The sequence below is a fragment of the Paraburkholderia sp. MM6662-R1 genome (assembly GCF_050436245.1).
Lineage (GTDB): Bacteria > Pseudomonadota > Gammaproteobacteria > Burkholderiales > Burkholderiaceae > Paraburkholderia > Paraburkholderia tuberum.
Genome location: NZ_JBNDLV010000004.1, coordinates 2,807,391 through 2,833,872 on the forward strand (window position 1 = coordinate 2,807,391; position 26,482 = coordinate 2,833,872).

A 26,482-nucleotide genomic window follows, 5' to 3' on the forward strand; every position below is an offset into this window, starting at 1 on the left:
GCGCGGTGACCGCACGCGCAAACCTCGCGCTCTTTTCAGCAAGGGCTGTGCCGCAGCACAGCACGCCAGGAAAAGCCCATGGACGCGATAGACGAACGGTGCCGCGGCTTCAGGTGCCGCAAGCCACCAGCGCATGCAGTTCGTCGATATTGAACGGCTTCGCGAGTATCGCAATGCCGAGCCGACGCGCGCGGTCGAGCTCGTCGGCGTAACCGGTCATCAGCGCGATCTTCTGCGACGGCCACGCGCTGCGGATCTTCTCCGCCAGGTCGATACCGTTCAGCTTGCCCGGCATCTGGATGTCCGACAGCACGAGCTCGAAGCGCTCGCCGGCGCTCAGCACGTCGAACGCCTGGTCGGCGGTCGGCTCGTGATGCACCTCGCAGCCGAAGGTTTCGAGCACCGCGGTCACGCCGGCCGCGACGTCCTCGTTGTCCTCGACGAGCAGCACGGCCCCGGCCGCGGTCGGCAGCGGCTGGCGCGCATCGGCGCCGGCCAGCGCGGCGCCCTCACGATAGCGCGGCAAAAACATCCGCACCGTCGTGCCGCTGCCCAGCACGCTGTCGATCTTCGCGGTGCCACCAGCCTGCTCGGACATCGACAGTACCTGGGCGAGCCCGAGGCCGGTGCCCGAGCCGCGCAGCTTGGTCGTGAACAGCGGCTCGAACGCGCGTCGCGCGACCGATTCGGGCATCCCTTCGCCGTCGTCGGAACAGGCGATCAGCACGTACTCGCCGTCCGGCAGCAGCGTATCGCCGCTGACCAGCCGATTGTTCTGGCAGCGGATCACGAAGCGCCCGCCGCGCGGCATCGCATCGCGCGCGTTCATCGCGATGTTCACGATCGCGAACTCGAGATCGGTCGGATCGACGAGCACCTGCCACAGGTTCTCCGGCATGCGCAACGCCAGTTCGATCGTGTCGCCGAGCGCCGCGTTGATCAGCGGCACGGCGGCCGGCAGCCAGCGCGCAAGCTCGACGGGCTCCTGCTTCAGCGGCTGCTTGCGCGCGACGCTCAACAGACGCCGCGTCAGCGCTTCGGCCGTAGCGGTGGCACGCTCGACCGCATGCACTTCCTTCTCGAGATCGTTGTAATGCTTCAGGCGCGCGAGCTCGGTGTTCGCCGACACCACCATCAGCAGATTGTTGAAATCGTGCGCGACATTCGCGACCAGATTGCCGAGCGCGCCCATGCGCTGCAGTTGCCGGCTCGACGCCTCGGCCGACAGACGCATCGCGACCTCGCCCTGCCACCGCTCCCACGCGCGCCGCTCCGCCTCGAGCTGACGCAGCGAATACAGCACGAGCCCCCAGATCGCGATGCAGGGCACCGCCGTCAGCGCCGCGATCAACATAAAGTGCGTGCGCCACGCCGCCACGATCGATGACATCGCGTACGCGCTCATCACATACAACGGATAGTCGCCGACGCGGCGAAACGCGAGCAGCCGCTCGACACCATCAACGGTCGAATTCAGATGCAGGTGCCCGAACAGCTGTTTGTCGCGCAACGCGGACATGAACGCGCTGTGCATCGACGGCCGCGCGCCGGCCGGCCATGGCGGATAGTGCACCAGCAGATTGCCGTCCTGCCGGTACAGCGCGAGCGCGAGCGACGGATCGCCGTTGGTCAGCTCGCGATAGAAGCGCGAAAAATATTCGCTGCGCAGCGCCACCGTGACCACGCCGAGAAACTGACCGTCCGTACCCGTGCGGCCGATCGCGGTCGTGAACACGTCGACCTTCGACAGCGCGCCGACCATCGGCAGCGAGAAATACGGCTGGGGACGCATCGCCTTCGCGGCGAGAAAGTCGTCGCGCATGCCGCTCGCCACTGCCGGCGCCGGATACGCGAGGCTCGACGCAAGTAACTGGCCGTTCACACCGAGCAGCGAGATCGACGCCACCTGCGGAAAGTCGCCGCCGATGCTCTGCAGACGCTCGTGCAATTCGCGCTCGCGCGCGCGGATCTGCGCGTCGTCAGAATTGCCGAGCAGCTCGATCACGCGCGAGGCCATCTGCCGGTTCAAATCCAGCACCTTGACGGCCTGCTCCTGCGCCACGCGCGCGAGGCGGTCGAGCGCATCGTTCGCATCGGAGATGCGGCGCTGGTAGTCGAAGTAGCCGTAGCCCACGAGGCAGGCCAACGGAAACACGATCGACACGGCCAGCAAGATCAGCAGCATGCGCTGGGTCGCCGCGAAGTTGCGTGACGGCATCGGCACATCGACTGCGACACGTTCTGCACGCTGCACGGTCACCTGCTCCATCAAAGTTGCATACGGTCAGGGAAGGCATTGCCTGTGAATTCGCACGCCGCTGTTCGCGCGCTAATTCCCCTGCCTCGAAATTTACCGCAACTCGGCCTATCTTCCCAAGCAGCTTCACGGCATCACTCCGCCGACGCGTCCGGGCACGATGATTGCTGCCTTATCGCTGCTTGATGGCAAGCGTACTTCCGTCACCGCTCGCGACGCGTTTGCGTGCGCTGCGCGAGTTCTTTCTTGCGCGAGGCCTCACCATGTCCACGACTGCCCGCCGCGTCGCGCGGCTCTCGGAATTGCCAGCGGACCGCGCGCTGCGCGTGATCGTGGACGGCACGCCGATTCTGCTGGTGCGCGATGGCGACACCGTGCGCGCGTACTCGCCTGATTGCCCGCATGCCGGGGGCCCGCTCGAAGAGGGCGCGCTGTGCCACGGCCGCATCATCTGCCCATGGCACAAGGGTACGTTCGACGTCGCGACCGGCAACGTGCTCGAGCCGCCCGCGCTGCTGCCGCTCGATCGCTACCCGGTCACGCTCGAGGGCGACGACGTGCTCGTGTCGGCGGAAAAAATCGCAGCGCCGGCACCGGCGGCGCGCACATCCCCGCCCGATGCCACCGCGCAAGACAAGCACTACGTGGTAATCGGCGCGGGCGCGGCCGGCGCCGCTGCCTGTGCCGCGCTACGCGAGTTCGGCTTCGAGGGCCGCATCACGCTGATCGGCGACGAAGCGCACGCGCCCTATGACCGCACCTCGCTGAGCAAATTCGTCCCCTCGTTTGAAATGACGCCGGCCGACGTGCCGCCGCTGCTGCCGCCCGACTGGCTGCACACGCACGGCATCGAGCGTATCGTCGCGAAGGTCGCGCGGCTCGACGTGCCTGCGCACACGATCCATTTCGAAGCCGGCGCGGGTAGTAGCGAGCAGAGCATCGAGCCGCTGAAATACGACACCGCGCTGCTCGCGACCGGCAGCGTGCCGAAAGTGCCCGACATGCCCGGCTGCGAACTCGGCGGTGTGCATGTGCTTCGACACCTCGACGATGCCGCCGCGTTGATCGACGCGCTCGGTGACGATGCATCGCAAACCCGGGTCGCGATTCTCGGCAGCAGCTTCATCGGCCTCGAAGTCGCGTCCGCGTTGCGCAAGCACGGGGTGCCCGTCACCGTGATTTCGCGCGACAAGGTGCCGTTCGCGAAGCAGTTCGGCGAGCGCGCGGGCCAGATGTTTCGCGCGCTGCACGAAAGCAATGGCGTGAAGTTTTATCTCGACGCCAAGGTCGCCTCACTCGAGGGCGAGGAAGGCAATGTGCATACGGTGATGCTTGCCGGCGGCGAGGCCATCGCGGCCGATGTCGTGCTGCTGGGCACGGGGGTTGCACCGGCTACGGGGTTTGTCGAAGGACTGCCGTTGCAGAAGGACGGCGGCGTGGTCGTCAATGCCGGCATGAACGCCGCGTGCGGTCTATATGCGGCCGGCGATATCGCCGTGTTCACGCTGCATGAGAACCAGGAGCCGGTGCGTATCGAGCATTGGCGCGTCGCGCAGCAGCATGCGCGCATCGCCGCGCAGAACATGTGCGGTTTGCGCAATCGCTATGCCGACGTGCCGTTCTTCTGGACCTATCACTACGGCAAGAACTTCGAATACCTCGGCCACGCGAGCGAGTGGGATGAGATCGTCGTCGATGGCGACTTCGATCGTCACCAGTTCATCGCGCTGTACGTGTGCGACGGCCACGTCGACGCGGTGTTCGCCTGCGAGCGCGAAGCGCTGACCGCGCGGCTTTCCGACGCGATGCGCGGCGGGCCTGTCGCGGGCCGACGCGCTCGCGATCATCGGCGCGCCGGAAGCGGCGGCGTCGTGACCCATCGTGTTGCCGTTCAACCTTGACTAAGGAGTCACCATGACGACATACAAGGAAAAACATCCTCACTCGGAAAAGAGCGAAAAGCAGATCGACAAGCAGGTCGAAGACAGCTTCCCGGCTAGCGACCCGCCGTCGACGGGCGGCACCACGAGGATCGAGCCGGAGCAGGACAAGGCAAAGGCCGGGCACGACAAGCCCGCCGGTCAATAGCCGCGTGGCAGCGGTTCGCGCTGCCCGCGCTTGCCGAGCGCCCGCGGCCTCGCCCATCACTGTGTTCGCGGCGGCCGCGGATGGCATCTATTGCACTCCCCCATTCTCAACCCACTGGAACGACGGAAACGACTCACCATGTCAGACGAGACCGGCTCGGCCAGCGCCGGGCAGGAAGCATTCGGGCGTGATGCGCCGCACGGCGATGATCGCCGCGACGGCAACGACGAACGCGACGGCGTCGGCAAACGCGGCGACCAGGGCCGCGCTGACGGCAAACATGGCAACGGCAACAACGACAAGGACAACGGCGACGACGGTCAGCAGAAAAAGACGCCCGGCAAGAAGCCGCTGATCATCCTCGGCGCGGTCGTGATCCTGATTGGCATCGTCGGCTTCGTCTGGTGGTTCGCGACGCGCAACGAGGTGACGACCGACGACGCCTACACCGATGGCAACGCGATCACGATGGCGCCGAAAGTCTCCGGCTACGTGGTGACGCTGGCGGTCGACGACAACCAGTTCGTGCACAAGGGCGACCTGCTGCTCGTGATCGACAAGCGAGACTACCAGGCGCAGGTCGATCAGGCGAAGGCGCAGCTTGGTCTTGCAAAGGCGCAATTGAACGCCGCACAGGTGCAGCTCGACATCGCGCGCGTGCAGTATCCGGCGCAGTACCGCGAGGCGAAGGCGCAAACCTCGTCGGCGGAAGCGAATCTGCGCGAGGCGCAAGCCTCCTGGCAGCGTCAGCACACGGTCGATCCGCGCGCGACCACGCAGCAGAACGTCGATACCGCCGACGCACAGCGCCAGTCGGCCAACGCGAGCCTCGAGCAGGCGCGCGCGCAGCAGCGGACCGCGAGCCTCGTGCCGCAGCAGTTGCGCGAGGCCGAGGCCGCCGTCGACGAACGCCGCCAGCAGGTGCATCAGGCTGAGGCACAGCTCGAACAGGCGAAGCTGAATCTGTCGTACTGCGAGGTGCGCGCGCCGTCGGATGGCTGGATCACGCGGCGCAACGTGCAGCTCGGCAGCTTCCTGACCGAGGGCGTGTCGCTGTTCTCGATCGTCACGCCGCAGGTGTGGGTTACCGCGAACTTCAAGGAGTCGCAGCTCGAACGCATCCGCCCCGGCGACAAGGTCGACGTCGACGTCGACGCGTATCCGAAGCTCGATCTGCGCGGCCATGTGGATAGCGTGCAACTCGGCAGCGGCTCGCGCTTCTCGGCGTTCCCGACCGAAAACGCAACCGGCAACTTCGTGAAGATCGTGCAGCGGGTACCGGTCAAGATCATCATCGACGAAGGTCTGCCGCGCGATCATCCGCTCGGGCTGGGCTTGTCGGTCACGCCGAAGGTGTACCTCAAATGACGGCGTCCGACGCGCCCGGCGAGGCGTCGCCCGGCGAGGCGTCGAACTGGAAGCCATCCGCGAATCCGTGGCTGATCGCGATCGTCGTCACGCTCGCCGCGTTCATGGAAGTGCTCGACACGACCATCGTCAACGTCGCGCTGCCGCACATCGCGGGCACGATGTCTGCCAGTTACGACGAAGCGACGTGGACGCTGACCTCATATCTGGTCGCCAACGGCATCGTGCTGCCGATCTCGGGTTTCTTCGGTCGGCTGCTCGGGCGCAAGCGCTATTTCCTCGTCTGCATCATTGCGTTCACCGTGTGCTCGTTTCTATGCGGCATCGCGACCAATCTGTGGCAGCTGATCATCTTCCGCTGTTTGCAGGGCTTTTTCGGCGGCGGACTGCAACCGAACCAGCAATCGATCATTCTCGACACGTTCCCGCCGCAGCAGCGCGGCCGCGCGTTTTCGATCTCGGCGGTCGCGATCGTCGTCGCGCCGGTGCTGGGACCCACGCTCGGCGGCTGGATCACCGACAACTTTTCGTGGCGCTGGGTGTTCCTCGTGAACGTGCCGTTCGGCGTGCTGACCTCGCTCGCGGTGATGCAACTGGTGGAGGATCCGCCGTGGAAACGCAAGGGCGATCTGCGCGTGTCGGTGGATTACGTGGGCATCCTTCTGATCGCGATCGGCCTCGGCTGCCTGCAGGTGATGCTCGATCGCGGCGAGGACGACGACTGGTTTTCGTCGAACTTCATTCGTACGTTCGCGGTGCTCGCGGTGTCGGGCATCGTCGGTGCGACGTACTGGCTGCTGTACACGAAGAAGCCGGTCGTCGATCTGCGCTGTCTGAAGGACCGCAACTTCGCGCTCGGCTGCGTGACGATCGCCGCGTTCGCGACGATTCTGTATGGCAGCGCGGTGCTCGTGCCACAGCTCGCGCAACAGCAGCTCGGCTATACGGCGATGCTCGCGGGCCTCGTGCTGTCGCCTGGCGCTGTGCTGATCACGATGGAAATTCCACTGATCAGCAAAATGATGCCGTACGTGCAGACGCGTTTTCTGGTGGCCACCGGCTTCGGGCTGCTCGCGTGCGCGCTCGCGTATTCGCACATGCTGGTGCCGGACATCGACTACTTCACGCTGGTGAAGATGCGCAGCGCGCAGTCGCTGGCGATCGGCTTCCTGTTCGTGCCGATCACGACGCTTGCGTATCTGACGGTACCGCCGCGACTGAACGACGACGCGTCCGCGCTGTTCACGATGTTCCGCAACGTCGCGGGTTCGATCGGCATCTCGCTGTCGACCGCGATGGTTCGCGAGCGCACGCAGGCTCGCATGGCGCATCTATCGGAGTTCATGTCGCCGCTTTCACAGAATTACAACGATACGTTGCAACGCAACGCGCGGACGATCGCGGACATCAATGGCATGCCGCTTTCTCAGGCGCTGCAAACGGCGAACGGTCATCTGTACACCACGTACATCTCGCAGGCGACGTTCCTTGCCTATGTCGACGTGTTCGCGTTCCTCGCGATTTTCTGCACGCTTTGCATTCCGATCACGATTTTCTTTTCACCGGCCAAGGCGTCCGGCGGCGGAGGACATTGAAGTGAAGCCTGGTTTGAAGCGCGGCGTTCCCGAACCCGCCACGTGTTTGATTGCCTGTGTCGTCGTCGCCATGTCCGCGCTGCTCGCGTCCTGTACGGTCGGCCCCGACTTTCACGCGCCGCACGCCGACGTGCCGGCGCAGTGGCACGATACGCAGCGCACCGCGGCGAATGCCGCCGCGAGCGACGCGTCCGCTAGCGGCGCCTCCGCAACGAGGCCCAACGTCGCTTCGGTGCCCACCCTCGACACCGATCCCGACCCGCGCTGGTGGCGCAGTTTCAACGATCGGACGCTCGACGCGCTGATCGCGCGCGCCGCGCTCGGCAATCTTGACTTGCAGCAAGCGGTGCTGCGCATCGTCGAAGCGCGCACCCAGGTCCAATCGGCGGCCGCGCAGGGTGTGCCGAACCTGCGCGCGACCGGCAGCTATCAGCGCGAGCAGCTTGGCCTCAAAGGTTTTCTGCAGGAGAACGGCGCCTACGACAAGGTCGATCAGCTCGGCGCGCCCAATTCGTCCGTCAATGCGATCGCACCGGGCGCGGGCGCCGCGTTGCAAAAAGGCGCGAACAACCTGCTCGACCAGCTGAGCGCGCCGATCAATCTGTGGCAGGTCGGCTTCGACGCAACCTGGGAGCTCGATCTGTTCGGCCGCGTGCGTCGCTCGGTCGAGGCCGCGAACGCGCAAACCGAGGCCGCGTACGAGAGCCGCAACGACGCGTTGCTTTCGCTCGAAGCCGAGGTCGCGCAGACCTATATGCAGCTGCGCGGCGCGCAAACCTTGCACAACATCGCGATGAGCCTCGTCGAGCAGCAAGCCGAGACCGTCGAGTTGACGCAGAACAAGGCGAAGGTCGGACTCGCGAGCGAGCTCGACGTGCAAAGCGCGCGGGCGCAGCTCGCGCAAACGAAAACGCAATTGCCGCAATACGATCAGCAGATCGCCCAGTCGCTCAACGCGCTCGCGTATCTGATCGGCGAGCCGCCCGGCGCGCTCGAAGCGCAGCTGAGCACGCCGCAAACCGTGCCGCCGGTGCCGCCCGTCGTGCCGATAGGCTTGCCCTCGACGCTCGCGCGGCGCCGGCCCGACATCCGCCGCGCCGAGGCGAATCTGCATGCGGCAACGGCCAGTGTCGGCGTCGCGGTCGCGCAGTTCTACCCCGACGTGTCGCTGACCGGCCAGGCCGGCATGCGCGCGACGAATGCCCGCGATCTCGCGCGCTGGTCGCACCTGTTCTATTCGTTCGGGCCCACCGTGTCTCTGCCGATTTTCCAGGGCGGCGCGCTGGTAGCCAATCTGCGCATGTCGAAGGCCCAACAGGCCGAAGCCGCGCTCGATTACCGCAAGACCGTGCTGAGCGCGCTGAGGGACGTCGACAACGCGCTGGTCGTCTATCGCACCGATCAGGCGCGGCGCGATGCGCTCGCGGACAGCGTCACCGCGCAGCAGACCTCGTTCGATCTGTCGCGCGATAGCTATCGCAAAGGCCTGACGAGCTTCATCAACGTGCTCGATGCGCAGCGGCAGCTCGCGCAGGCACGAGAGCAATACGCTCAGGGCACGACCCAGGTCAGCACCGACCTGGTGGCGCTGTACAAGGCGCTAGGCGGCGGCTGGCAGAGCGATGCCGATGCGGCGGGAGCAACGGGCGCGGCGACGCCGGCAGGCGGCGGCGGATAACCAGCCACGCTGCCGCAAGGCTTCAGCCATGCTCGAACTGGGGCTCCGCGATCACCGTTCGCGTCGCATCGAGGCGACGGCACGCGGCCAGCATCTGCTGCAACGACGTCACGGCGCACTCCGCTTCCAGCGATTCCTGCTGTTCCGCGCTCCACTGCTGCGTATCCTCGGGTGTCCAAACGCCGACCACGATCGACACGTTCGGCAAGCGCGTGCGGATGCGCCGGATCAGATTGCGCAGATGCGACGGTATGCCGTCGATCTGCAGATACAGAAGGCAGACGATGCCCACGTCGTCCGCCACGAGGCTGTCGATCGACGCGCGCGACACCGCCTCGTGCGGCAGCGAGCGCGCCGCGAAGCCGTGCTTGCCGAGCAACTGCAGCAGAATGATCGTCGCGAGCGCATCGAGCGGGCCACGGCCCGGCAGACACAACACGCGGCTCGTCGGCGCATGCGAGGCGAACACGGGCGCGGCGTCGACCGATCGTGGCATCGCCCGCGCGGCCTGCGTTTCGTCGGAAGGTGCCAGCGGCCCCACTGGGCCCCGGTTCGCCTGCGTCGCGAGCGGCGCCGGCTCGCGATCCTCGTAGCCGTCGAGGCCGTCGACCAGGTCGTTGGTCGTCGACTCGATGCGCGCGAGTTGCGCGCTCGTCACGCTGCCGCGCGTCACGTCGTTGGCCGCGAGCCGCAAGCCCTGGATCGCGACTTTGTCGTAATAGGCAGACAGCGAGCAGTCGCGCAATAGCACTTCGGCCTGCTCGATCGCGTCATCCGGATCGCCGGCGAGCGCGCGTTGATAGAAGTTTTCGACCGGCGTCAGCGCGGGCTGATCGCCGAGCAGCACGTCGAGAAATTCGAGACGCCGCACGTGCCGGCCGAGCACCAGCAGACACAGCGTCAACGGTGTCGACAGGATCAGCCCGATCGGCCCCCAGATCCAGCTCCAGAAGATCGCCGCGACCACCACCGAAAACGGCGACAGGCCGGTGCTGCGCCCATACAGCAGCGGCTCGACCACCTGCCCCACCGCCAGCTCCGCGACCACGAACAGCACCAGCGACCAGATCGCCATCGCCCAGCCGGGACTGACCGCGGCGGCGAGCGCGGTGGGCAGTATCGCCGCGATCCAGATGCCGACGTAGGGCACGAGCCGCAGCAGCGCCGCGAGAATGCCCCACAGGATCGGGCTCGGCACGCCGATCAGAAACAGCCCCGTCCCGATCACGACGCCGACGCCGGTGTTGACACCGAGTTGCGACACGAAGTAGCGGCTCAGGCGCCGCGCGGTCTCGTCCATCACCGTGGTCGTGCGGTGCAGGTCGCGCGAGCCGAACAGCCGGATCGCGCGATCGCGCAGGTCGTCGCGTTGCAGCAGGATCACGATCGTGACGACGAAAACGATGAACGCGGTTGCCAACGGACTGATGGCCGGCGACAGCACGCGTCGCGCGAGCTCGAACGGCGTCGGCACCGGCTCGCGCACTTCCACCGGCACCGCCGTCGACGCCTGCGGACTCGCCGCGGCCGCCGCGCCGTTCGGCGCTCGCGGCTGCGGTGGCTCGATCGTCGCGCGCTGCAATGCCTGCCCCGCTTCGCTCGCGAAACGGTTCAGCTTGCCGATCGTCAGACTGCGCACGGTGTCGATCTTGTGCTGGATGGTCGCCTGATAGCGCGGCATGCCGGCCGCGAGATCGGTCAACTGTGTGGCGATTACCGCGCACAGCAGCGCGATGACCGACACCGAGATCAGGACCGCCGCGCACACCGACGCGACATGGCCGAGTTTGAGCCGGGACAGCGCATCGGCGAGCGGTGCGACGAGAAAGCTCAACAGGATCGCGAGCGTGATCGGAATCATCACCGCGCTCGCGACGTACAGGCATGCGACCGCGATCACGCCGACGCCGAACGTGACGAGGCCCTCGATACCGAATGCGGTGGAGGCCGCCTGAATGCGCGCGGCGGCGCTCGTGCCGCGCGGCTCGGGTGTGTCGTTCATGTTGCGGAGCGAAAATCGGGCATGGAAAAACGGTCCCTGAGCCGCACGCGGTTCGCCGGCTCGGAGTCTTATTACTCGATCCCGTTGAGGAATGTCTATTTCAGCGAATCGCCCGACACCGGCCCGCTCTCGACCGGTGGTGCCTCCTTCTCGATCTCACGGCGGGCCTGCTCCCAGTATTGCTCGGGCGTGCCCTTCGGCTCGGCCGCCTGCTCCCACAGATAGTAGGCGCGCGTGCGGATCTGCTCGTCGACGCTTGGTTCCTGTTCCATTTGTTCACTCCAGCTTGGCCGTTTGCGTGCGCACGCCTGCCGTGGCGAAGGTCGCAGACGCGTGCGTATCGCCAACGACAGAAGGAGCAAACCTTGTACCTGTGCTGCGGCCCGCTTTTGCAACGGGGCTGGCGTCGCTCGCCAGCCTGCGCTAGCCTGGCGCGGAGTCGCCTTCGTCGGAAGTCAACTGCTCTTCGAGGCGGTCGAACACGCGCTGCGTCGCGCGGCTCGGCGCTTCGAGCGCGAGCAGCAGCAGCGAGCGGCCGGTCACCTGGTAGGCATCGCCCGCGCTGAATTGCGGCAGCTCGGCGCGCACCGGCATGTTGGTGTCGACGAGGCAGGTCCAAAAATCGCCCTCGGGAATGTCGGGCAGCGTGAAGTTGACGACGTCGTGATACGCGTTCAGCACCAACAGCAAGGTCGCGTCGGACGCGAGACGGCGAATGCCGCTCGCCTGCGCACGGCCGTCGATCACGAGGCCGAAGCAGCGCATCGCCGGATCGGCCCACTGCTCGCCCGTGATGTCGGTGCCGTCCGGCGATAGCCAGCGCGTGTCGGTCACGTCGAGCGTCTCGTTGTATTCGCCAGTCAGAAAACGGCCGCGCCTCAGCACCGGCAAACGATGGCGCAACGTGGTCAGATTGCGCACGAACTCGGTCAGCGCGCGGCCGTCGTCGTCGATCGCATCCCAATCGACCCAGCTGATCTCGTTGTCCTGGCAATACGCGTTGTTGTTGCCCTGCTGCGTGCGGCCGAATTCGTCGCCGGCGAGGATCATCGGCGTGCCCTGCGACAGCAGCAGCGTCGCGAGCAGATTGCGCTTCTGGCGCTCACGTTGCTGGCGGATGTCGGCGTCGTCGGTCGGTCCTTCGGCGCCCATGTTCCACGACTTGTTGTCCGAATGGCCGTCGCGGTTGTCCTCGCCGTTTGCCTCGTTGTGCTTGTCGTTGTACGAGACCAGATCGTTCAGCGTGAAGCCGTCGTGCGCGGCGATGAAGTTCACGCTCGCCCACGGCCGCCGGCCGCGATGATTGAACTTGTCGCCCGACGCGGTGACGCGCGTCGCGAGATCGGCGGCGCTGCCCTCGTCGCCCTTCCAGTACGCCCGCGCGGTGTCGCGGAAGCGATCGTTCCATTCGGCCCAGCCCGGCGGAAAACCGCCCACCTGATAGCCGCCGGGGCCGCAATCCCACGGCTCGGCGATCAGCCGGATGCTGGAGAGGACCGGGTCCTGGCGGCAGCTGTCGAGAAAGCCGCCGCCCTCGTCGAAGCCGTGATCTTCGCGGCCGAGGATCGTCGCGAGATCGAAGCGGAAGCCGTCCACTTTCATTTCGGTGACCCAGTAGCGCAGGCTGTCGGTCACCATCTGCAGCACGCGCGGATGCGACAGGTTCAGCGTATTGCCGGTGCCGGTGTCGTTGATGTAGTAGCGCGGCTCGTCGGGCATCAGCCGGTAGTACGACGCGTTGTCGATGCCCTTGAACGAGACCGTCGGGCCGCGTTCGTTGCCTTCGGCCGTGTGGTTGTACACGACGTCGAGTATCACTTCGAGATCGGCCTGGTGAAAGCGGTCGACCATCTCCTTGAATTCGCCGACCGACTCGGTCGATGACGCGAAAAAGCGCGGATCGGCCGCGAAGAAGCCGATCGTGTTGTAACCCCAGTAGTTCGTGAGACCCTTGTCGAGCAGATGGCTGTCGTTGACGAAAGTCTGGATCGGCATCAGCTCGACCGAGGTCACGCCAAGGCTGCGGATATGGTCGAGCACGGGCTGCTGCGCCAGACCCGCGAACGTGCCGCGCAAATGCTCGGGCACCCGCGGATGACGTTTCGTGTAGCCGCGCACGTGCGTCTCGTAGAGAATCACGCGCTCCCACGGCAGCGCGTTGCGCTCCGGATGGCTCCACGAAAAATTCGCGTCGACCACCTTGCACTTCGGCACGAAAGGCGCGCTATCGCGTTCATCGAATGACAGGTCGAGTTCTTCCGAGCCGAGCGTATAGCCGAAGATTTCCGGCGCCCATATAAGCTCGCCGATGTGCGCCTTCGCATATGGATCGAGCAGCAGCTTGTTCGGATTGAAGCGATGCCCGTTTTCGGGCTCGTAGGGACCATGCACGCGATATCCATAGACGGCACCCGGTTTCAGATTCGGTACGAACACATGCCATACCTCGTCGGTGTATTCGGGCAGCTCGATCCGTTCGAATTCGTATTGGCCACTTTCATCGAACAGACACAGTTCGACTTTGGTTGCGTGCGCGGAGAACAACGCGAAGTTGACGCCACTGCCGTTCCATGTCGCGCCGAGCGGAAAAGGCGTGCCTTCGGCAATGCGTGTCGAGTAGCTGGCTGGGGAAGACATAGGTGTTCTCAGTGGCTGCAAGGAGGTTGGTATCTCAGGGTCATGCATGTGTTTTTTTCAACTGCCTTTCCACGTGTTCTTTGCTGCTCATTGTTCCAGTGTAGGCATTCGAGGCCCGCGCGCCGGACATTGCACCGCGCGCAAGCAGCGGGCCGGTGCGTGCAGCAACTTATGGGCCTGATGCGCCTCGCTTTCCCTCAGCTCAAAGTCGCGGCATGAGATTTGCAGCATACCGGCAAGGCGCACGCATTGCGCGCCGTCGAAACGCCACCACACCAAACCGGGAGAACACAGATGATGCGCAACCCGCAGATCACACCGCTGGCCGCTTCCGCATCGCTTCTCGCCGCCATTACGCTGATTTCCGCGTTGGGCACGTGCGGCAGCGCGTTCGCGCAAGGCGCGCCGCAGGCGATCACCGAAAAACGCACGGACGTCGTGCAGCTTGCGAGCGGCTATCGCGCGTCGAAGCTGTCGGGCGCGGACGTGTACAACCGCAACAAGGACAACATCGGCACGCTCGATGATCTGATCGTGTCGCCGGGCACCGAGCGCACCACGTATGCGATCCTGTCGGTCGGCGGCTTTCTCGGCATGGGCAAGCATCTGGTCGCCGTGCCGTTCAACGATCTGCAGATCGACAACCGGCGCGTCGTGCTGCCCGAGGCGACGAAGAAATCGCTCGAGGCGTTGCCGGAGTTCAAGTACGCGAATTGAGCGCGGCGTTGCCGCGTCGAATCGATCGACGCGGCAACGGGCCGTCCATGCACATGCGCTCAGGGGCGTAGTCAGCCGAGCAGCTTGTCGGGCGTAATGGGCAAATCGCGGATGCGTTTGCCGGTCGCATGCCAGATCGCGTTGCACACTGCCGCGGCCACGCCCACCACGCCGATTTCGCCGACACCTTTGACGCCGAGCGGATTGACGATGTCATCGCGCTCGTCGACGAACAGCACGTCGATCTCGTGAATGTCGGCATTCACCGGCATGTGATATTCGGCGAGGTTGTGATTCATCTGGCGTCCTAGCGCGTGATCGAACTGGCCGTGCTCGTGCAGCGCCATGCTGATGCCCCACACGACGCCGCCCGCGACCTGATTGCCTGCCGTCTTCGGATTGACGATGCGTCCCGCCGCGACCGCGCTGACCACGCGCGTCACCCGCACAGTGCCGAGCGCTGCGTCGACGCGCACTTCGGCGAACACCGCCGAATGCGTGCCCATCGAATACGCCTGCTGCTTTTCGTGCGGCTTCACGCTGGCCTGCTCTTCGAGTTCGTCCAGCCCGGCGCGCTGCAACAGCGTCGCAATCGCGATCGAGTCGTCCGCGTGTGGGCCGCACACGAGCCGGTTGCGCTCGCGCCGCACGTGTTCGCGAGTCGCCGACGCGAACCGTGCCCCACCATGTTCGCGCGCCAGTTCAACCAGACGGTTGTGCAGGCGCGTGCACGCGGCATCGACTGCGCTGCCCACCGACGACACCGTCCACGATCCGCCCTCGATCGGCGCCTTCGGCAGCCGGGTGTCGCCGAGTTCGAAGCTGACGTCGCCGAGCGGCACGCCGAGCGCATCGGCGGCGATCTGCGTCATCGCGGTGTAGGTTCCGGTGCCGATATCGGCGGTCGAACTCGACACGCTGACGCGGCCATCGGGCGTCAACACCGCGCGTGCGGCCGCTTCGTTCTGCATCGCGTCCCACACACCGGTCGCCATGCCCCAGCCGATCAACTCGTTGCCGTCGCGGCGTGCGCGCGCCTCGAGCGGCCGCCCCGCCCAGCCGAAGCGGGCCGCGCCTTCGCGATAGCAGTCGCGCAGCGCCTTGCTCGAAAACGGCAGATTCTTGTTCGCGTCGCGCTCCGCATAGTTGACGAGCCTCAATTCGAGCGGGTCCATCCGCAATGCCTCGGCCAGTTCGTCCATCGCGACTTCGAGCGCAAAGAGCCCTTGTGTCGCGCCGGGCGCGCGCATGTCGGCCGGTGTCGGCACGTCGAGCTTCGCGACCCTGTAGCCCATCGACACGTTGTCGCATCGATACAACTGCCCCGCCCAGTTGACCACCACGTCGCAGTAGTCCTCGTAGCGCGAGGTTTCCGATACCGCCTCGTGGATCACCGCCTGCAGGCGGCCATCCGCCGACGCGCCGAGCGCGACGCGCTGCACCGTTTGCGGACGATGCGCGAAGGTGAACATCTGCTGCCGCGTCAGCGTGACGCGCACGGGTTTCTTCAGTTCGCGCGCGGCCATCGCCGCGAGCGCCAGATGATATTGCGGCCGCAAGCCGGAGCCGAACGCGCCGCCGACGAACGGCGACACCACCTGCACTTCGTCGTCCTTCAAACCGAACACACGTGTCAGATAGCCCTTCGTATTGACGACGCCCTGAGTCTTTTCATAGACGGTCAAGCGTCCTTGCGCATCGGGCACCACGGTGCATCCGTGCATTTCCATCGGATTGTGATACTCCGGTGGTGTCGTGTAGAAAGCGTCCACGCGCGCCTTTGCATCGGCCAAGGTCTTGCGTGGGTCGCCACGCTCGGGCGGAGGCGGATCAAAGCCGCCCTTCTCCGCCGACGGCGGCACGGCGCTCGTCAACGCTGCTTCGATATCGGTCTGGTGCGAGCCGGCCTCGTAACGCACCTGCACCAGCGACGCCGCGTAGCGCGCCAGTTCCAGCGATTGCGCGACCACCAGCGCGACCGGCTGCCCGCTGTACCACACGCGCTCGTCCCACAGCGGCCTCAATGGCGTGCCGCCGGGCGCGACCATGTCCTTGAACGCGTCGAGGTCCGACGGCAGCGCCGGGCGCTTGCGATGCGTGAGCACGAGCAGCACGCCGGACAGCGCTTCGGCAGCCGAAGTATCGATCGACACGATCTTGCCTGTCGCGATCGTGCCCGACACGACGACGCCATACACGAGCCCTTCGACGCAGAACTCGGCGGCATATTGCGCGGCGCCGGTCACTTTGACGGGCCCGTCCACACGCGAATGCGGCGCGCCGGTGGCAGGCTTCGGGCTGCCTGTCGACGGCAAGGTTTCGGCACGGTTCATCGCGCGGCCTCCTCGAACGAACGTTGTGTGGCCTCGCCGAAGGCGCGCACGATCACGCGCGCCGCGAGTTCGATCTTGAACGCGTTGTCGCGCTGAGGGCGCGCACCGCGCAGCAGCGTCGCCGCGAAATCGCGCAACCTTCGCGCGTTCAACGTCTCGCCGCGCAGTGCGGCTTCGGCGGCGGGATCGCGCCACGGCTTGTGCGCGACCCCGCCGAGCGCGCAACGCGCGTCGACGATCCGCGACTCGTCATCGAGCTCGACACCGACCGCGGCCGACACCAGCGCGAACGCATACGATGCGCGGTCGCGCACCTTCACGTACGCGTGATGCGCGGCAAAGCCTTGCGGCGGCAGTTCGATCGCGGTCACGAGTTCGTCGTCGCGCAGGTTGGTGTCGATCTGTGGCGTATCGCCGGGCAGCCGGTGAAAATCCGCGAACGGCAGCGTGCGTGCGCCGTCGTTGCCGATCAGATGCACAGTGGCGCCGAGCGCCGCCAACGCGACGCACATATCGGACGGATGCACGGCGATGCAGTGCTCGCTCGCACCGAGGATCGCGTGAATGCGGCTCACGCCGTGCAGCGCCGGACAGCCGCTGCCGGGTTCGCGCTTGTTGCACGGCGTGCCAATGTCGTAGAAGTAGTAGCAGCGCGTACGTTGCAGCAGATTGCCGCCGACCGTCGCGACGTTGCGAATCTGCGGCGACGCGCCCGCCAGGATCGCTTTCGCGAGTAGCGGGTAGCGTGTCGCGACGGTATCGTCATACGCGAGCGCGCTATTGGTTACGAGCGCGCCGATCTTCAGGCCGCCCTGCGCCGACGCTTCGATCTGCCTGAGCGGCAAACGGTTGATGTCGACGAGCAAAGCCGGGCGCGCCACGTCTTCGCGCAGCAGGTCGACGAGATTCGTGCCGCCCGCGAGGAACGCGGCGCCCCTGTCCGAACGATGCCGTTCGAGCGCATCCTGCACCGCATCGGCGCGCGTGTACGAGAAGCGGTTCATGGCCGCGCTCCAGATTTATTCGCGACCGCACTGTCTTGCCTTGCGTCATCGTCACCGAAATGCGCAGCGTCGAGAATCGCCGCGACGATGTTCGGATACGCGCCGCAGCGGCACAGATTGCCGCTCATCTGCTCGCGCACATCGTCCGCGCAGCGCGCATGTCCTTCTTCGAGCATCGCGTGCGCGGAGCAGATTTGTCCGGGCGTACAGTAGCCGCACTGGAACGCGTCGTGATCGATGAACGCCTGCTGCAGCGGATGCAACGTGTCGCCGTTCGCGAGACCTTCGATCGTCGTGATCGATGCGCCGTCGTACACGACCGCGAGCGCGAGGCAGGTATTGATCCGCTGGCCATTGACGATCGCCGTACAAGCGCCGCATTGACCGTGATCGCAGCCCTTCTTGGTGCCGCTCAGGTGCGCATGCTCGCGCAGCAGATCGAGCAGCGAGGTCCACGCCTCGACGTCGAAGCGCCGCGTCTCGCCGTTGATCTCGAACGTCAATGCATGCGACGCGGGCGCGTCGGCCCGGGCGGTTTCAGCATCGGGGGTAGCCATCGGATTTCCTCCTCACAAGGCATCGCGCAAGCAGTGCGGCGCGCGACGGAACTCAACGCAACTCAAACCAATGCAAAGCGGCGACAGCGCGCGAGCGCGATGCCGCCGCGGCGTCCGGCGCGTCGCGAGGCAGGCCGACGCGCTCGACGGATCGCTTATTGCCCCGCCCCACTACCCGCGCGCGGCGGCGTCGCGCCTTTGAAGCGCCTGTTGGTGGTTTTCCCATTGCCGCCGCCAGCCATCCCATTGGTGGCGCCCCCCGATTCGCCGACATTGCCGTTCGCATTGTTCGCGCTGGTCGTGTCCGGCGTGCGCGATTCTTCCAGGCTTGCGCCGGGTTGCGCGGCAGACTTGCCGTTTTGCATGGATGGATTGGTACCGGTCTGCGCGAAGCCCGCCTGCGCAAAGCCTAGCGCGAAGCAGCCTGAAACGAACGCGGCAGCCAGTTTGACGGATACATCGATCTTCATGGCACTCTCCCTTAGGACGTTATGAAAACCCGCTGCGCGAACCTCGTACGTGAGCGCAGGCGGCCATGCCGCCATCAGTTCGACAACCTAAATGATCGGCGCGCCGCCCGTTACCGCAATTGTCGCGCCCGAGATGTAGCTCGCTTCATCCGACGCGAGCATCACGTACGCGGCGGCCAGTTCGGCCGGTTGGCCGGGGCGCTTCATCGGCACCTGCTTGCCAAACTGCTCGACCTTGTCGGCCGGCATCGTCGATGGAATCAACGGCGTCCAGATCGGTCCCGGCGCCACGCAGTTCGCGCGAATGCCCTTTTCCGCGAGCAATTGCGCGAGACCGCCGGTGAAGTTCTGGATCGCGCCCTTGGTGGTCGCATACGCGATCAGACCAGGATTCGGATGATCGGCATTGATCGACGAAGTATTGATGATCGCGCCGCCCGGCTTCATATGGCGCACCGCCGCGCGCGTGATCCTGAACATCGCGCCGATGTTGGTATCGAAGGTCTTGTCCCATTCTTCGTCGCTGATCGCATCGAGCGACGGATAGCTCATCTGATACGCGGCGTTGTTGACCACCACGTCGAGCCGGCCGAATGCCTCGATCGCCTTGTCGACGATCGCGTCGCAATGCGTGCGATCGCGGATATCGCCGCCGACCAGCACCGCCTTGCGACCCGCGTCCTCGACCCAGCGCGCGGTCTCGCGCGCATCGTCGTCTTCGTCGAGATAGGCGATCAGCACATCCGCACCTTCGCGCGCGAACGCGATCGCGACCGCGCGGCCGATGCCGCTGTCGCCGCCGGTCACGATCGCCGCCTTGCCTGCGAGACGCCCCGATCCTTCATAGGTTTTCTCGCCGTGATCCGGTTGCGGGTTCATGTCGGCCGTCCGGCCGGGCCTCTGATCCTGCTGCTGTTCAGGAAACGGCGGTGCCGGACGTTGCGTGTCGCTCATGTCGGATCTCCCTCGGTGCGAATGACCATGGGCGGCGCGCACGAACGCGCCGCGTCATCGGGTCTTTGAGCAACGAGTGGGCCTGCATGCAATAGCGAGAGGAAACTCCTGTGCGCTTGGCAGCGCAGGGGCACGCATGGCTTAAGGAACTGCGTTGGACAGAATGGTGGCGGACAGATGGCAGATTGATGACAAACAGATTCGCAGAGCGACGAGTGCGATTTTCTGCCGATGACCGTGCAGAAATAACAGAACTGTCAGTGAGTTTTCGCTAACAACGTGATTCAGATGATGGCTCCGCCGCATGCAACGCCGCCGCCGATTCGAGCACGCGCAGCAGACGCTCGGGTGTCAACGGTTTGGCGCAATGCGCGTCGAAGCCGGCGGCCTTCGCGAGCGCGCGATCGTCGCGCGACGCAAACGCGGTACACGCGACCAGCAGCATGTGCGAAGTCTGCGGATGCCCGCGCAGCCGCCGCGCGAGTTCGAGCCCGTCGAGTCCAGGCATCTTGATGTCGAGCACCACCGCGAACGGCTGCCATTCGCGCGCGGTCTCGCACACGGCAAACGGATCGTCGAGCGCGCGGCATTCGAAGCCGTCGGCCATCAGTAGCATTTGCAGCGCATCGGCCGCTTCCCGGTAATCGTCGACTACCAGCACGCGACGATGCGCGGCCATCGCATAGCGGATTGGTCGCCATACGAGCACGTCGTCGCTGCTGTCCACGTTGTCGTTGAACACAGTCATTTTTTCTCGCCCTTTTACATTGGCCCTGAAGGGCATCCGCGCCACCCGTGCAAGATTCGATCCCGTTGCGTCTGCCGGACTACGACCGGTTTTTTGTTATTTCCGCTTCGCTCGGACGATGCCGCGGCCAGCACGCCTGGTCGCGCATTCCGACGTTGCAATCACCTGGAATGCGGGATTCAGCGTGCCCATTCATCACGGCGTTTGAATGACGGCGCCTGCGATGTGCGCGCTGCGCAACATCGAACGACGCACTGTCCTTGTGCGATCCGTCTCGTTCAGAGGCGTCGCACGATATCGGTATTTCAACGGATTGAAGGGTCCACGCAATGCAAGCCGCAATCGCACTTATGGCGCGAATCGATGACGCGGTCTTATCAAAAGAATAAGCGACGATGCCGATAAAAAAATGCTCGACATGTTAGGGGTTTGTGCTCTGCGGGTTATCCCGCACGATTATCGATAAACCCCTTCAGCATCGCGAGCGTATCTGCGTCGTCGATGTGTTTGTCCGTGCGCCAGCGCAGCATGCGTGGAAAACGCACGGCCACGCCGGACTTGTGACGCGAACTCTCTTGTATCCCTTCGAAGCCGATCTCGAACACGAGCGTTGGCGTCACGCTGCGCACGGGGCCGAATTTATCGACGGTGGTCTTGCGCACGATCGCATCGACCCGACGCATCTCTTCATCCGTGAGCCCTGAATAGGCCTTCGCGAACGGCACCAACGTGCGCACGCCGTCGGCCTCGTCCCACACCGCGAACGTGTAGTCCGTGTAAAGACTCGCGCGACGGCCATGACCGCGCTGCGCGTAAACAAGTACAGCGTCCACCGCATAAGGCTCGATCTTCCATTTCCACCACGTGCCCGACGCCTTGGTACGACCGACGCCGTACATCGACTCGCGCTCCTTGAGCATCAAGCCTTCGACGCCGCGCGCGCGGCTCTCGTCGCGCAACGCCGCGAGCGCGGTCCAGTCCGCTGCAAGGACGAGCGGCGATACGCGCAGCAGACCACGCGCGAGCGTGCCATCGACGGAGCTGGCCAGCGCATCGAGGCGTGCACGCCGTTCAGCGAGCGGGTTCATGCGCTGGTCCCGTCCGTGTGCTTCGAGCAGATCGTATGCGAGCAGCGCGGCAAGCGAATCCGCGAGTATCTTGCGCGTCAGCGTCTTGCGCGCGATGCGCGGTTGCAGCCGCGCGAACGGCAATGGCGCTGCCGCGCCGGGCTCCCACGCGAGAATCTCGCCATCGATCACGTAGCCATCGGGTAATGACTCGCCCAATGCCGCGACTTCGGGAAAACGATCGGTAATCAGATCCTCGCCGCGCGACCACAACCACACGCGGCCGCCGCGTTTGACGAGTTGCGCGCGTATGCCGTCCCACTTCCACTCGATCAGCCAGTGCGCGGGATCGCCGAGCGTCGCCGGATCGGTCTGCAAGGGATGCGCGAGAAAGAACGGATACGGCAGGCCGAGGTCGCTATCGTGTTCAGGCGCGTGCGCTTGCGGATCGTCGTCGGTCTGCGGCGCGATCAGACGCAGATAGCGCGCCGCATCGGGCTTCTGTTGCGAATCGGTCCAGCCGACCATTCGTTGCGCGATCCGCTTGTGATCGACGCCGGCCACTTCGGCGAGCGCACGCACCACCAGTTGCCGCGCGACGCCGACACGAAAGCCGCCGCCGATCAGCTTGGTCAGCAGGAAACGACCGCCCCAGTCGAGTTCGTCCCAGTAGCCGAGCAGACGCCTGCGCAACTCGTCGGGCGGCAGGCCGCGCAGCGGCAGCATGCGTTGCTCGATCCATTGCGTGAGACCCAGCTCGGAGTTGCGCGACGCGGGCGGCAGGATATGCGCGATGGTCTCGGCCAGATCGCCCACCGCGTGATACGACTCCTCGAACAGCCACTCGGGCAAGCCGGCGCGCTCGCGCGCGATTTCGGTCAGCAAACGCGTCGGCACGAGTTGACGCGGCTTGCCGCCCGCGAGGAAATACGACGCCCATGCCGCGTCTTCGGGGTCGGCCACCGAGAAATAACTCGTCAGCGCCGCGAGCTTGTCGTACGTCGACGTGGTCGCATCGAGCGCGGTGTAGAGAGCCGCGAAGCGTTTCATACGGTGCCCGTCATGATTCGCTCGTCGCCGGCGCTTCGTCGGCGCCGGCCGCGTCGGCTTCGACGGTATCGTCGCCGTATTGCGTTTCGAACGCGCTGGCGTGCAGGCCCTGCTCGTTGAGCCAGCGCACCATCGGTTCGATCGAGCCATGCGTGACGATCACGCGGGAGGCGCCGCTCTCGCGTATCGCCGTTTGCAAACCCGGCCAGTCCGCGTGATCCGACAGCACGAAGCCACGATCGACGCCGCGCCGGCGACGCGCGCCGCGCAGGCGCATCCAGCCCGACGCGAACGCATCGCTGTAGTCGCCGAAGCGCTTGAGCCACGCGCTGTTCTGCGCGGACGGCGGCGCGACGATCAGCGCCTGTTTGAATACGCCCTTGTCTTTCGCGGCAATCTCGCCGACCAGACCGAGCGCCGGCAGACGCACGCCCGCGTCGCGATACGCGCGATTGAGCGGCTCGAGCGCGCCGTGGCAGAAGATCGGCCCGATCGCCGCATCGACACTCGCGAGCACGCGTTGCGCCTTGCCGAATGAATAGCAGAACAGCACCGACGCGCGCCCTTCGGAGGCGTTGTGACGCCACCATGAATCGATCGAATCGAACACGCTTTGCGGCGTATCCCAGCGATAGATCGGCAGACCGAACGTCGATTCGGTGATGAACGTATCGCAGCGCACCGGTTCGAACGCGGCGCAGGTCGGATCGGCTTCGAGCTTGTAGTCGCCCGACGCCACCCACACGCGGCCCGCGTATTCGATCCGCACCTGCGCCGAGCCGAGCACGTGCCCGGCCGGATGCAGCGACACGCGCGCCGCGCCAATCGTCAGCGGCTCGCCGTAGTCGAGCGTGTGCAGCGCGATGCCGGGCAGCCGCGATAGCAGCACGCTCGCGCCCGCGCGCGCGGCCAGGTAGCGCTGATGACCGAAACGCGCGTGGTCGGAATGCGCATGGGTGATCACCGCGCGTTCGACCGGCCGCCACGGATCGATGTAAAAATCGCCGGGCGGGCAATACAGTCCCTCCGGCCGCGCGATCACCAGATCGTTGGCTTGCGGCGCGGTGTCGGTCTGACGCGGCGGCTGATCCATCGGCTGTCCTCGGCAAGGGAACGCGATCTTGCGAACGCGGCCAAGCAAACTATATGCCGCGCCATTGATGGCTCCGTTTCTGCTTACGGTATATAAAGCACACAGGCGTGTCGAGAGCGGCTGCCATCCGGCAGTGCCCGGCGCGCACCGCGAGGCCTCATGCCGATCCTGCTCGACCAGCAAGCGCTGTATATCGCCAGACATCCCTGGCGCTTCCTGCTGCAAACGCTGAAAGCGTTTCGCGCGAACCAGGGGCTGCTGCTCGCGGGCGCGGTCGCGTACTACGCGTTGCTGTCCATCGTGCCGCTGCTGATCCTGATCGTCATCGTGTTGTCGCGCGTGGTGCCGCAGCAGCTGGTGCTCGACGCGCTTGCGCATCTGCTGCGCTGGCTCGTGCCCGGACAATCGGCCGCGCTCGTGCGTGAGCTGTCGAACTTCCTGCTGCATCGCGCGGTAATCGGCTGGGTGCTGCTGCTGACGATGATCTTCTTCAGCTCGCTCGCGTTCACCGTGCTCGAAAACGCGATGTCGCTGATCTTCGTGCATCGGGTCGTCGTGAAGCGGCGCCACTTCCTGATCTCGGCGCTGCTGCCGTACTGCTACATCCTGTTTCTTGGCGTGGGACTGCTGATCGTCACGTTCGTGTCGAGCGCGCTCGACACGATCGGCGCCGAAGGACTCAGACTGTTCGGCCTGCACGTATCGTTGCAGGGCTTCTCGCGAGTGATGCTGTATCTGTTCGGGCTCGCCGGCGAAATCTTCGTGCTGACCTCGGTGTATCTGGTGATGCCGGTGGGACGGCCGTCGCTCAAACACGCGCTGATCGGCGGCGTGGTGGCCGGCGCGTTGTGGGAGATCACGCGGCACGTGCTGGTCTGGTATTTCGCCACGCTGTCGCAGGTCAGCGTCGTCTATGGCTCGTTGACGATGGCGATCGTGATCCTGCTCAGCTTCGAATGGCTCGCGACACTGCTGCTGTTCGGCGCGCAGGTGATATCGCAATACGAGCGCTTCGGCCACGAACCGCTCGACGCGCCGCAGCCGAGGATCAAGACCGGGTAGCAAGCCATTCGCAAGGAACAACCCTTGCTCGCCGATACCGACGACGGCCGCCCATTTCGCCGGGCGGCATCGACTGGCTATCGAGGAGCGAGGATCATGGCTGAAACCGTCGGCGATTTCATCATCGGGCGGCTGCATGCATGGGGCGTGCGGCGTATCTACGGCTATCCAGGCGATGGCATCAACGGCGTGTTCGGCGCGTTGAACCGCGCGCAGAGCGAAGCGAAGAAACGCCACAAAAGCACGGATCAGCCGGGCCCGATCGAATTCATCCAGGTCCGTCACGAAGAAATGGCCGCGTTCATGGCCTCCGCGCATGCGAAATTCACCGGCGAGTTGGGCGTGTGCATCGCCACCTCGGGGCCGGGCGCATCGCATCTGCTGACGGGGCTGTACGACGCGCGCATGGATCACATGCCGGTGCTGGCGATTACCGGTCAGCAGGCGCGCGCGGCGATCGGCGGACACTATCAGCAGGAGCTCGATCTGCCCGCGATGTTCAAGGACGTGGCCGGCTCGTTCGTCGGCTTTGCGACGATGCCCGCGCAGGTCCGCCACCTGGTCGATCGCGCGGTGCGCATCGCGCTCGCCGAGCGCGCGGTCACGGCGCTGATACTGCCGAACGATCTGCAGGACATCCCCTACGAGCCGCCGGGGCGCAAGCACGGCACGCTGCATTCGGGCATCGGTTACGCGCGCCCGCGCGTCGTGCCGAGCGACGAGCAGTTGCGCCAGGCGGCCGACGTGCTGAACGCGGGCCGCAAGGTCGCGATCCTGGTCGGCGCGGGCGCGCTGCACGCGACCGACGAAGTGATCGCGATCGCCGAGAAACTCGGCGCCGGCGTCGCCAAGGCGCTGCTCGGCAAGGCCGCGCTGCCCGACGATCTGCCGTGGGTGACCGGTTCGATCGGCCTGCTCGGCACGAAGCCGAGCTACGACATGATGACCCATTGCGATACCTTGCTGATGATCGGCTCGGGCTTCCCCTACTCGGAATTTCTGCCGAAGGAAGGCGACGCGCGCGGCGTGCAGATCGACATCAAGGCCGACATGCTGAGCCTGCGTTATCCGATGGAAGTGAACCTCGTCGGCGATAGCGCCGAGACGCTGCGCGCGCTGCTGCCGCTGCTCGAGGAAAAGAAGGATCGGCTGTGGCGCGAGCGCATCGAAGGCTGGGTGTCCGACTGGTGGAAGACGCTGGAGAAACGCGCGCACGAACCCGCGACAGATGGCCTGAATCCGCAGCTCTCGGTATGGGAGCTGTCGAAGCGCATTCCCTCGAACGCGATCGTCACCAGCGATTCGGGCTCGGTCGCGAACTGGTACGCACGCGATCTGCAAGTGCAGCGCGGCATGATGTGCTCGCTGTCGGGCGGGCTCGCGTCGATGGGCGCGGCCGTGCCCTATGCGATCGCCGCGAAGTTCGCGTACCCCGAGCGGCCCGTGATTGCGCTCGTCGGTGACGGCGCGATGCAGATGAACAACATGGCCGAGCTGATCACGGTCGCGAAGTACTGGCAAGGCTGGAGCGATCCGCGCTGGATCTGCATGGTGCTCAACAATGGCGACCTGAATCAGGTCACATGGGAGCAGCGCGTGATGGAAGGCGATCCGAAGTTCGAGGCCTCGCAGAGCATTCCGTCCGTGCCGTATCACCGCTTCGCGGAGCTGATCGGTCTGAAGGGCATCTATGTCGACAATCCCGATCAGATGGCCACCGCCTGGGACGACGCGCTCGCGTCGAATCGTCCGGTCGTGATCGAGGTGAAGGCCGATCCGAACGTGCCGCCGCTGCCGCCGCA

19 protein-coding genes and 1 pseudogene are annotated in these 26,482 nt (G+C 65.5%); 8 read left to right on the forward strand and 12 right to left on the reverse strand.

All coding sequences use genetic code 11. From position 1 onward, the window contains the following. Positions 1-109: 109 nt before the first annotated feature. The gene (locus OKW39_RS42750; protein WP_429565448.1) at positions 110-2,269 is read right to left on the reverse strand and encodes a response regulator; all 2,160 of its coding nucleotides are present in this window, start codon (positions 2,267-2,269) and stop codon (positions 110-112) included. 251 nt (positions 2,270-2,520) lie between these two features. On the opposite strand from OKW39_RS42750, the pseudogene OKW39_RS42755 reads away from it, so the two are divergent. The 5 genes and pseudogenes from OKW39_RS42755 to OKW39_RS42775 all read left to right on the forward strand — a co-directional run bounded on the left by OKW39_RS42755 (position 2,521) and on the right by OKW39_RS42775 (position 8,986). After that, positions 2,521-4,132 (forward strand): annotated as a pseudogene (locus OKW39_RS42755) (FAD-dependent oxidoreductase). 39 nt (positions 4,133-4,171) lie between these two features. Then, complete coding sequence (locus OKW39_RS42760) at positions 4,172-4,345, forward strand: hypothetical protein (RefSeq protein WP_167368765.1); 174 nt, start codon at positions 4,172-4,174, stop codon at positions 4,343-4,345. A 138-nt stretch (positions 4,346-4,483) separates the two neighbouring features. Continuing rightward, positions 4,484-5,713 (forward strand): HlyD family secretion protein, encoded by a 1,230-nt coding sequence (locus OKW39_RS42765; protein ID WP_429333873.1) that lies wholly within the window; start codon positions 4,484-4,486, stop codon positions 5,711-5,713. Further along, positions 5,710-7,308, forward strand: coding sequence for a DHA2 family efflux MFS transporter permease subunit (locus OKW39_RS42770; RefSeq protein ID WP_429565449.1), 1,599 nt, complete (start codon positions 5,710-5,712; stop codon positions 7,306-7,308). Before OKW39_RS42765 ends, OKW39_RS42770 begins: the two co-directional genes overlap by 4 nt. A gap of 70 nt (positions 7,309-7,378) precedes the next feature. After that, positions 7,379-8,986, forward strand: a complete 1,608-nt coding sequence (locus OKW39_RS42775; protein WP_429565518.1) for an efflux transporter outer membrane subunit — start codon at positions 7,379-7,381, stop codon at positions 8,984-8,986. Positions 8,987-9,008: 22 nt separating this feature from the next. Here OKW39_RS42775 and OKW39_RS42780 read toward each other — a convergent pair whose 3' ends face one another. The 3 genes from OKW39_RS42780 to glgX all read right to left on the reverse strand — a co-directional run bounded on the left by OKW39_RS42780 (position 9,009) and on the right by glgX (position 13,625). Then, positions 9,009-10,988, reverse strand: a complete 1,980-nt coding sequence (locus OKW39_RS42780) for an AI-2E family transporter (protein WP_429565450.1) — start codon at positions 10,986-10,988, stop codon at positions 9,009-9,011. A 95-nt stretch (positions 10,989-11,083) separates the two neighbouring features. Further along, entirely contained in the window at positions 11,084-11,260 is a 177-nt protein-coding gene (locus OKW39_RS42785) for a DUF2934 domain-containing protein (protein WP_429565451.1), read from the reverse strand. 151 nt (positions 11,261-11,411) lie between these two features. Next, positions 11,412-13,625: a glycogen debranching protein GlgX gene (gene glgX, locus OKW39_RS42790; protein ID WP_429565452.1), complete on the reverse strand. Its 2,214-nt coding sequence runs from the start codon at positions 13,623-13,625 to the stop codon at positions 11,412-11,414. A 294-nt stretch (positions 13,626-13,919) separates the two neighbouring features. On the opposite strand from glgX, the gene OKW39_RS42795 reads away from it, so the two are divergent. Continuing rightward, positions 13,920-14,342 carry a PRC-barrel domain-containing protein gene (locus tag OKW39_RS42795; RefSeq protein WP_090809933.1) on the forward strand — a complete coding sequence of 141 codons (423 nt, stop codon included), beginning with the start codon at positions 13,920-13,922 and terminating at the stop codon, positions 14,340-14,342. Between the two features lie 71 nt (positions 14,343-14,413). On the opposite strand, the gene OKW39_RS42800 is transcribed toward OKW39_RS42795, so the two are convergent. The 8 genes from OKW39_RS42800 to OKW39_RS42835 all read right to left on the reverse strand — a co-directional run bounded on the left by OKW39_RS42800 (position 14,414) and on the right by OKW39_RS42835 (position 23,618). Then, positions 14,414-16,675, reverse strand: a complete 2,262-nt coding sequence (locus OKW39_RS42800; RefSeq protein WP_429565453.1) for a xanthine dehydrogenase family protein molybdopterin-binding subunit — start codon at positions 16,673-16,675, stop codon at positions 14,414-14,416. Further along, complete coding sequence (locus tag OKW39_RS42805) at positions 16,672-17,679, reverse strand: FAD binding domain-containing protein (RefSeq protein ID WP_429565454.1); 1,008 nt, start codon at positions 17,677-17,679, stop codon at positions 16,672-16,674. Before OKW39_RS42805 ends, OKW39_RS42800 begins: the two co-directional genes overlap by 4 nt. Beyond that, on the reverse strand, positions 17,676-18,236 hold the full coding sequence (locus OKW39_RS42810) for a (2Fe-2S)-binding protein (RefSeq protein ID WP_090809927.1): 561 nt from the start codon (positions 18,234-18,236) through the stop codon (positions 17,676-17,678). The genes OKW39_RS42805 and OKW39_RS42810 overlap by 4 nt, the downstream gene beginning before the upstream one ends. A 155-nt stretch (positions 18,237-18,391) precedes the next feature. After that, a complete protein-coding gene (locus OKW39_RS42815; protein WP_429565455.1) occupies positions 18,392-18,706 on the reverse strand; it encodes a hypothetical protein in 315 nt (104 codons plus the stop codon). Positions 18,707-18,793: 87 nt separating this feature from the next. Then, positions 18,794-19,660 carry a glucose 1-dehydrogenase gene (locus OKW39_RS42820; protein WP_184062277.1) on the reverse strand — a complete coding sequence of 289 codons (867 nt, stop codon included), beginning with the start codon at positions 19,658-19,660 and terminating at the stop codon, positions 18,794-18,796. 271 nt (positions 19,661-19,931) lie between these two features. Continuing rightward, complete coding sequence (locus tag OKW39_RS42825; RefSeq protein ID WP_429565456.1) at positions 19,932-20,408, reverse strand: response regulator; 477 nt, start codon at positions 20,406-20,408, stop codon at positions 19,932-19,934. A gap of 443 nt (positions 20,409-20,851) precedes the next feature. Continuing rightward, positions 20,852-22,525: an ATP-dependent DNA ligase gene (locus OKW39_RS42830; protein WP_429565457.1), complete on the reverse strand. Its 1,674-nt coding sequence runs from the start codon at positions 22,523-22,525 to the stop codon at positions 20,852-20,854. Between the two features lie 10 nt (positions 22,526-22,535). Beyond that, the gene (locus tag OKW39_RS42835) at positions 22,536-23,618 is read right to left on the reverse strand and encodes a ligase-associated DNA damage response exonuclease (RefSeq protein WP_090809919.1); all 1,083 of its coding nucleotides are present in this window, start codon (positions 23,616-23,618) and stop codon (positions 22,536-22,538) included. Positions 23,619-23,777: 159 nt separating this feature from the next. On the opposite strand from OKW39_RS42835, the gene OKW39_RS42840 reads away from it, so the two are divergent. After that, positions 23,778-24,680 (forward strand): YihY/virulence factor BrkB family protein, encoded by a 903-nt coding sequence (locus tag OKW39_RS42840; protein ID WP_090809917.1) that lies wholly within the window; start codon positions 23,778-23,780, stop codon positions 24,678-24,680. Positions 24,681-24,776: 96 nt separating this feature from the next. Further along, a partial coding sequence (locus tag OKW39_RS42845; protein ID WP_429565458.1) for a thiamine pyrophosphate-requiring protein occupies positions 24,777-26,482 on the forward strand: 1,706 nt, incomplete at its 3' end.

Excerpts from the sequence above, each read along its gene's own strand:
- OKW39_RS42815 (WP_429565455.1), bottom strand. The coding sequence starts at position 18,706 with ATGAAGATCGATGTATCCGTCAAACTGGCTGCCGCGTTCGTTTCAGGC.
- OKW39_RS42835 (WP_090809919.1), bottom strand. The coding sequence starts at position 23,618 with ATGGATCAGCCGCCGCGTCAGACCGACACCGCGCCGCAAGCCAACGAT.
- OKW39_RS42810 (WP_090809927.1), bottom strand. The coding sequence starts at position 18,236 with ATGGCTACCCCCGATGCTGAAACCGCCCGGGCCGACGCGCCCGCGTCG.
- OKW39_RS42770 (WP_429565449.1), top strand. The coding sequence starts at position 5,710 with ATGACGGCGTCCGACGCGCCCGGCGAGGCGTCGCCCGGCGAGGCGTCG.
- OKW39_RS42785 (WP_429565451.1), bottom strand. The coding sequence starts at position 11,260 with ATGGAACAGGAACCAAGCGTCGACGAGCAGATCCGCACGCGCGCCTAC.
- OKW39_RS42750 (WP_429565448.1), bottom strand. The coding sequence starts at position 2,269 with ATGGAGCAGGTGACCGTGCAGCGTGCAGAACGTGTCGCAGTCGATGTG.
- OKW39_RS42780 (WP_429565450.1), bottom strand. The coding sequence starts at position 10,988 with ATGAACGACACACCCGAGCCGCGCGGCACGAGCGCCGCCGCGCGCATT.
- OKW39_RS42820 (WP_184062277.1), bottom strand. The coding sequence starts at position 19,660 with ATGAGCGACACGCAACGTCCGGCACCGCCGTTTCCTGAACAGCAGCAG.
- OKW39_RS42840 (WP_090809917.1), top strand. The coding sequence starts at position 23,778 with ATGCCGATCCTGCTCGACCAGCAAGCGCTGTATATCGCCAGACATCCC.
- glgX (WP_429565452.1), bottom strand. The coding sequence starts at position 13,625 with ATGTCTTCCCCAGCCAGCTACTCGACACGCATTGCCGAAGGCACGCCT.
- OKW39_RS42825 (WP_429565456.1), bottom strand. The coding sequence starts at position 20,408 with ATGACTGTGTTCAACGACAACGTGGACAGCAGCGACGACGTGCTCGTA.
- OKW39_RS42765 (WP_429333873.1), top strand. The coding sequence starts at position 4,484 with ATGTCAGACGAGACCGGCTCGGCCAGCGCCGGGCAGGAAGCATTCGGG.
- OKW39_RS42795 (WP_090809933.1), top strand. The coding sequence starts at position 13,920 with ATGATGCGCAACCCGCAGATCACACCGCTGGCCGCTTCCGCATCGCTT.
- OKW39_RS42805 (WP_429565454.1), bottom strand. The coding sequence starts at position 17,679 with ATGAACCGCTTCTCGTACACGCGCGCCGATGCGGTGCAGGATGCGCTC.
- OKW39_RS42800 (WP_429565453.1), bottom strand. The coding sequence starts at position 16,675 with ATGAACCGTGCCGAAACCTTGCCGTCGACAGGCAGCCCGAAGCCTGCC.
- OKW39_RS42760 (WP_167368765.1), top strand. The coding sequence starts at position 4,172 with ATGACGACATACAAGGAAAAACATCCTCACTCGGAAAAGAGCGAAAAG.
- OKW39_RS42775 (WP_429565518.1), top strand. The coding sequence starts at position 7,379 with ATGTCCGCGCTGCTCGCGTCCTGTACGGTCGGCCCCGACTTTCACGCG.
- OKW39_RS42830 (WP_429565457.1), bottom strand. The coding sequence starts at position 22,525 with ATGAAACGCTTCGCGGCTCTCTACACCGCGCTCGATGCGACCACGTCG.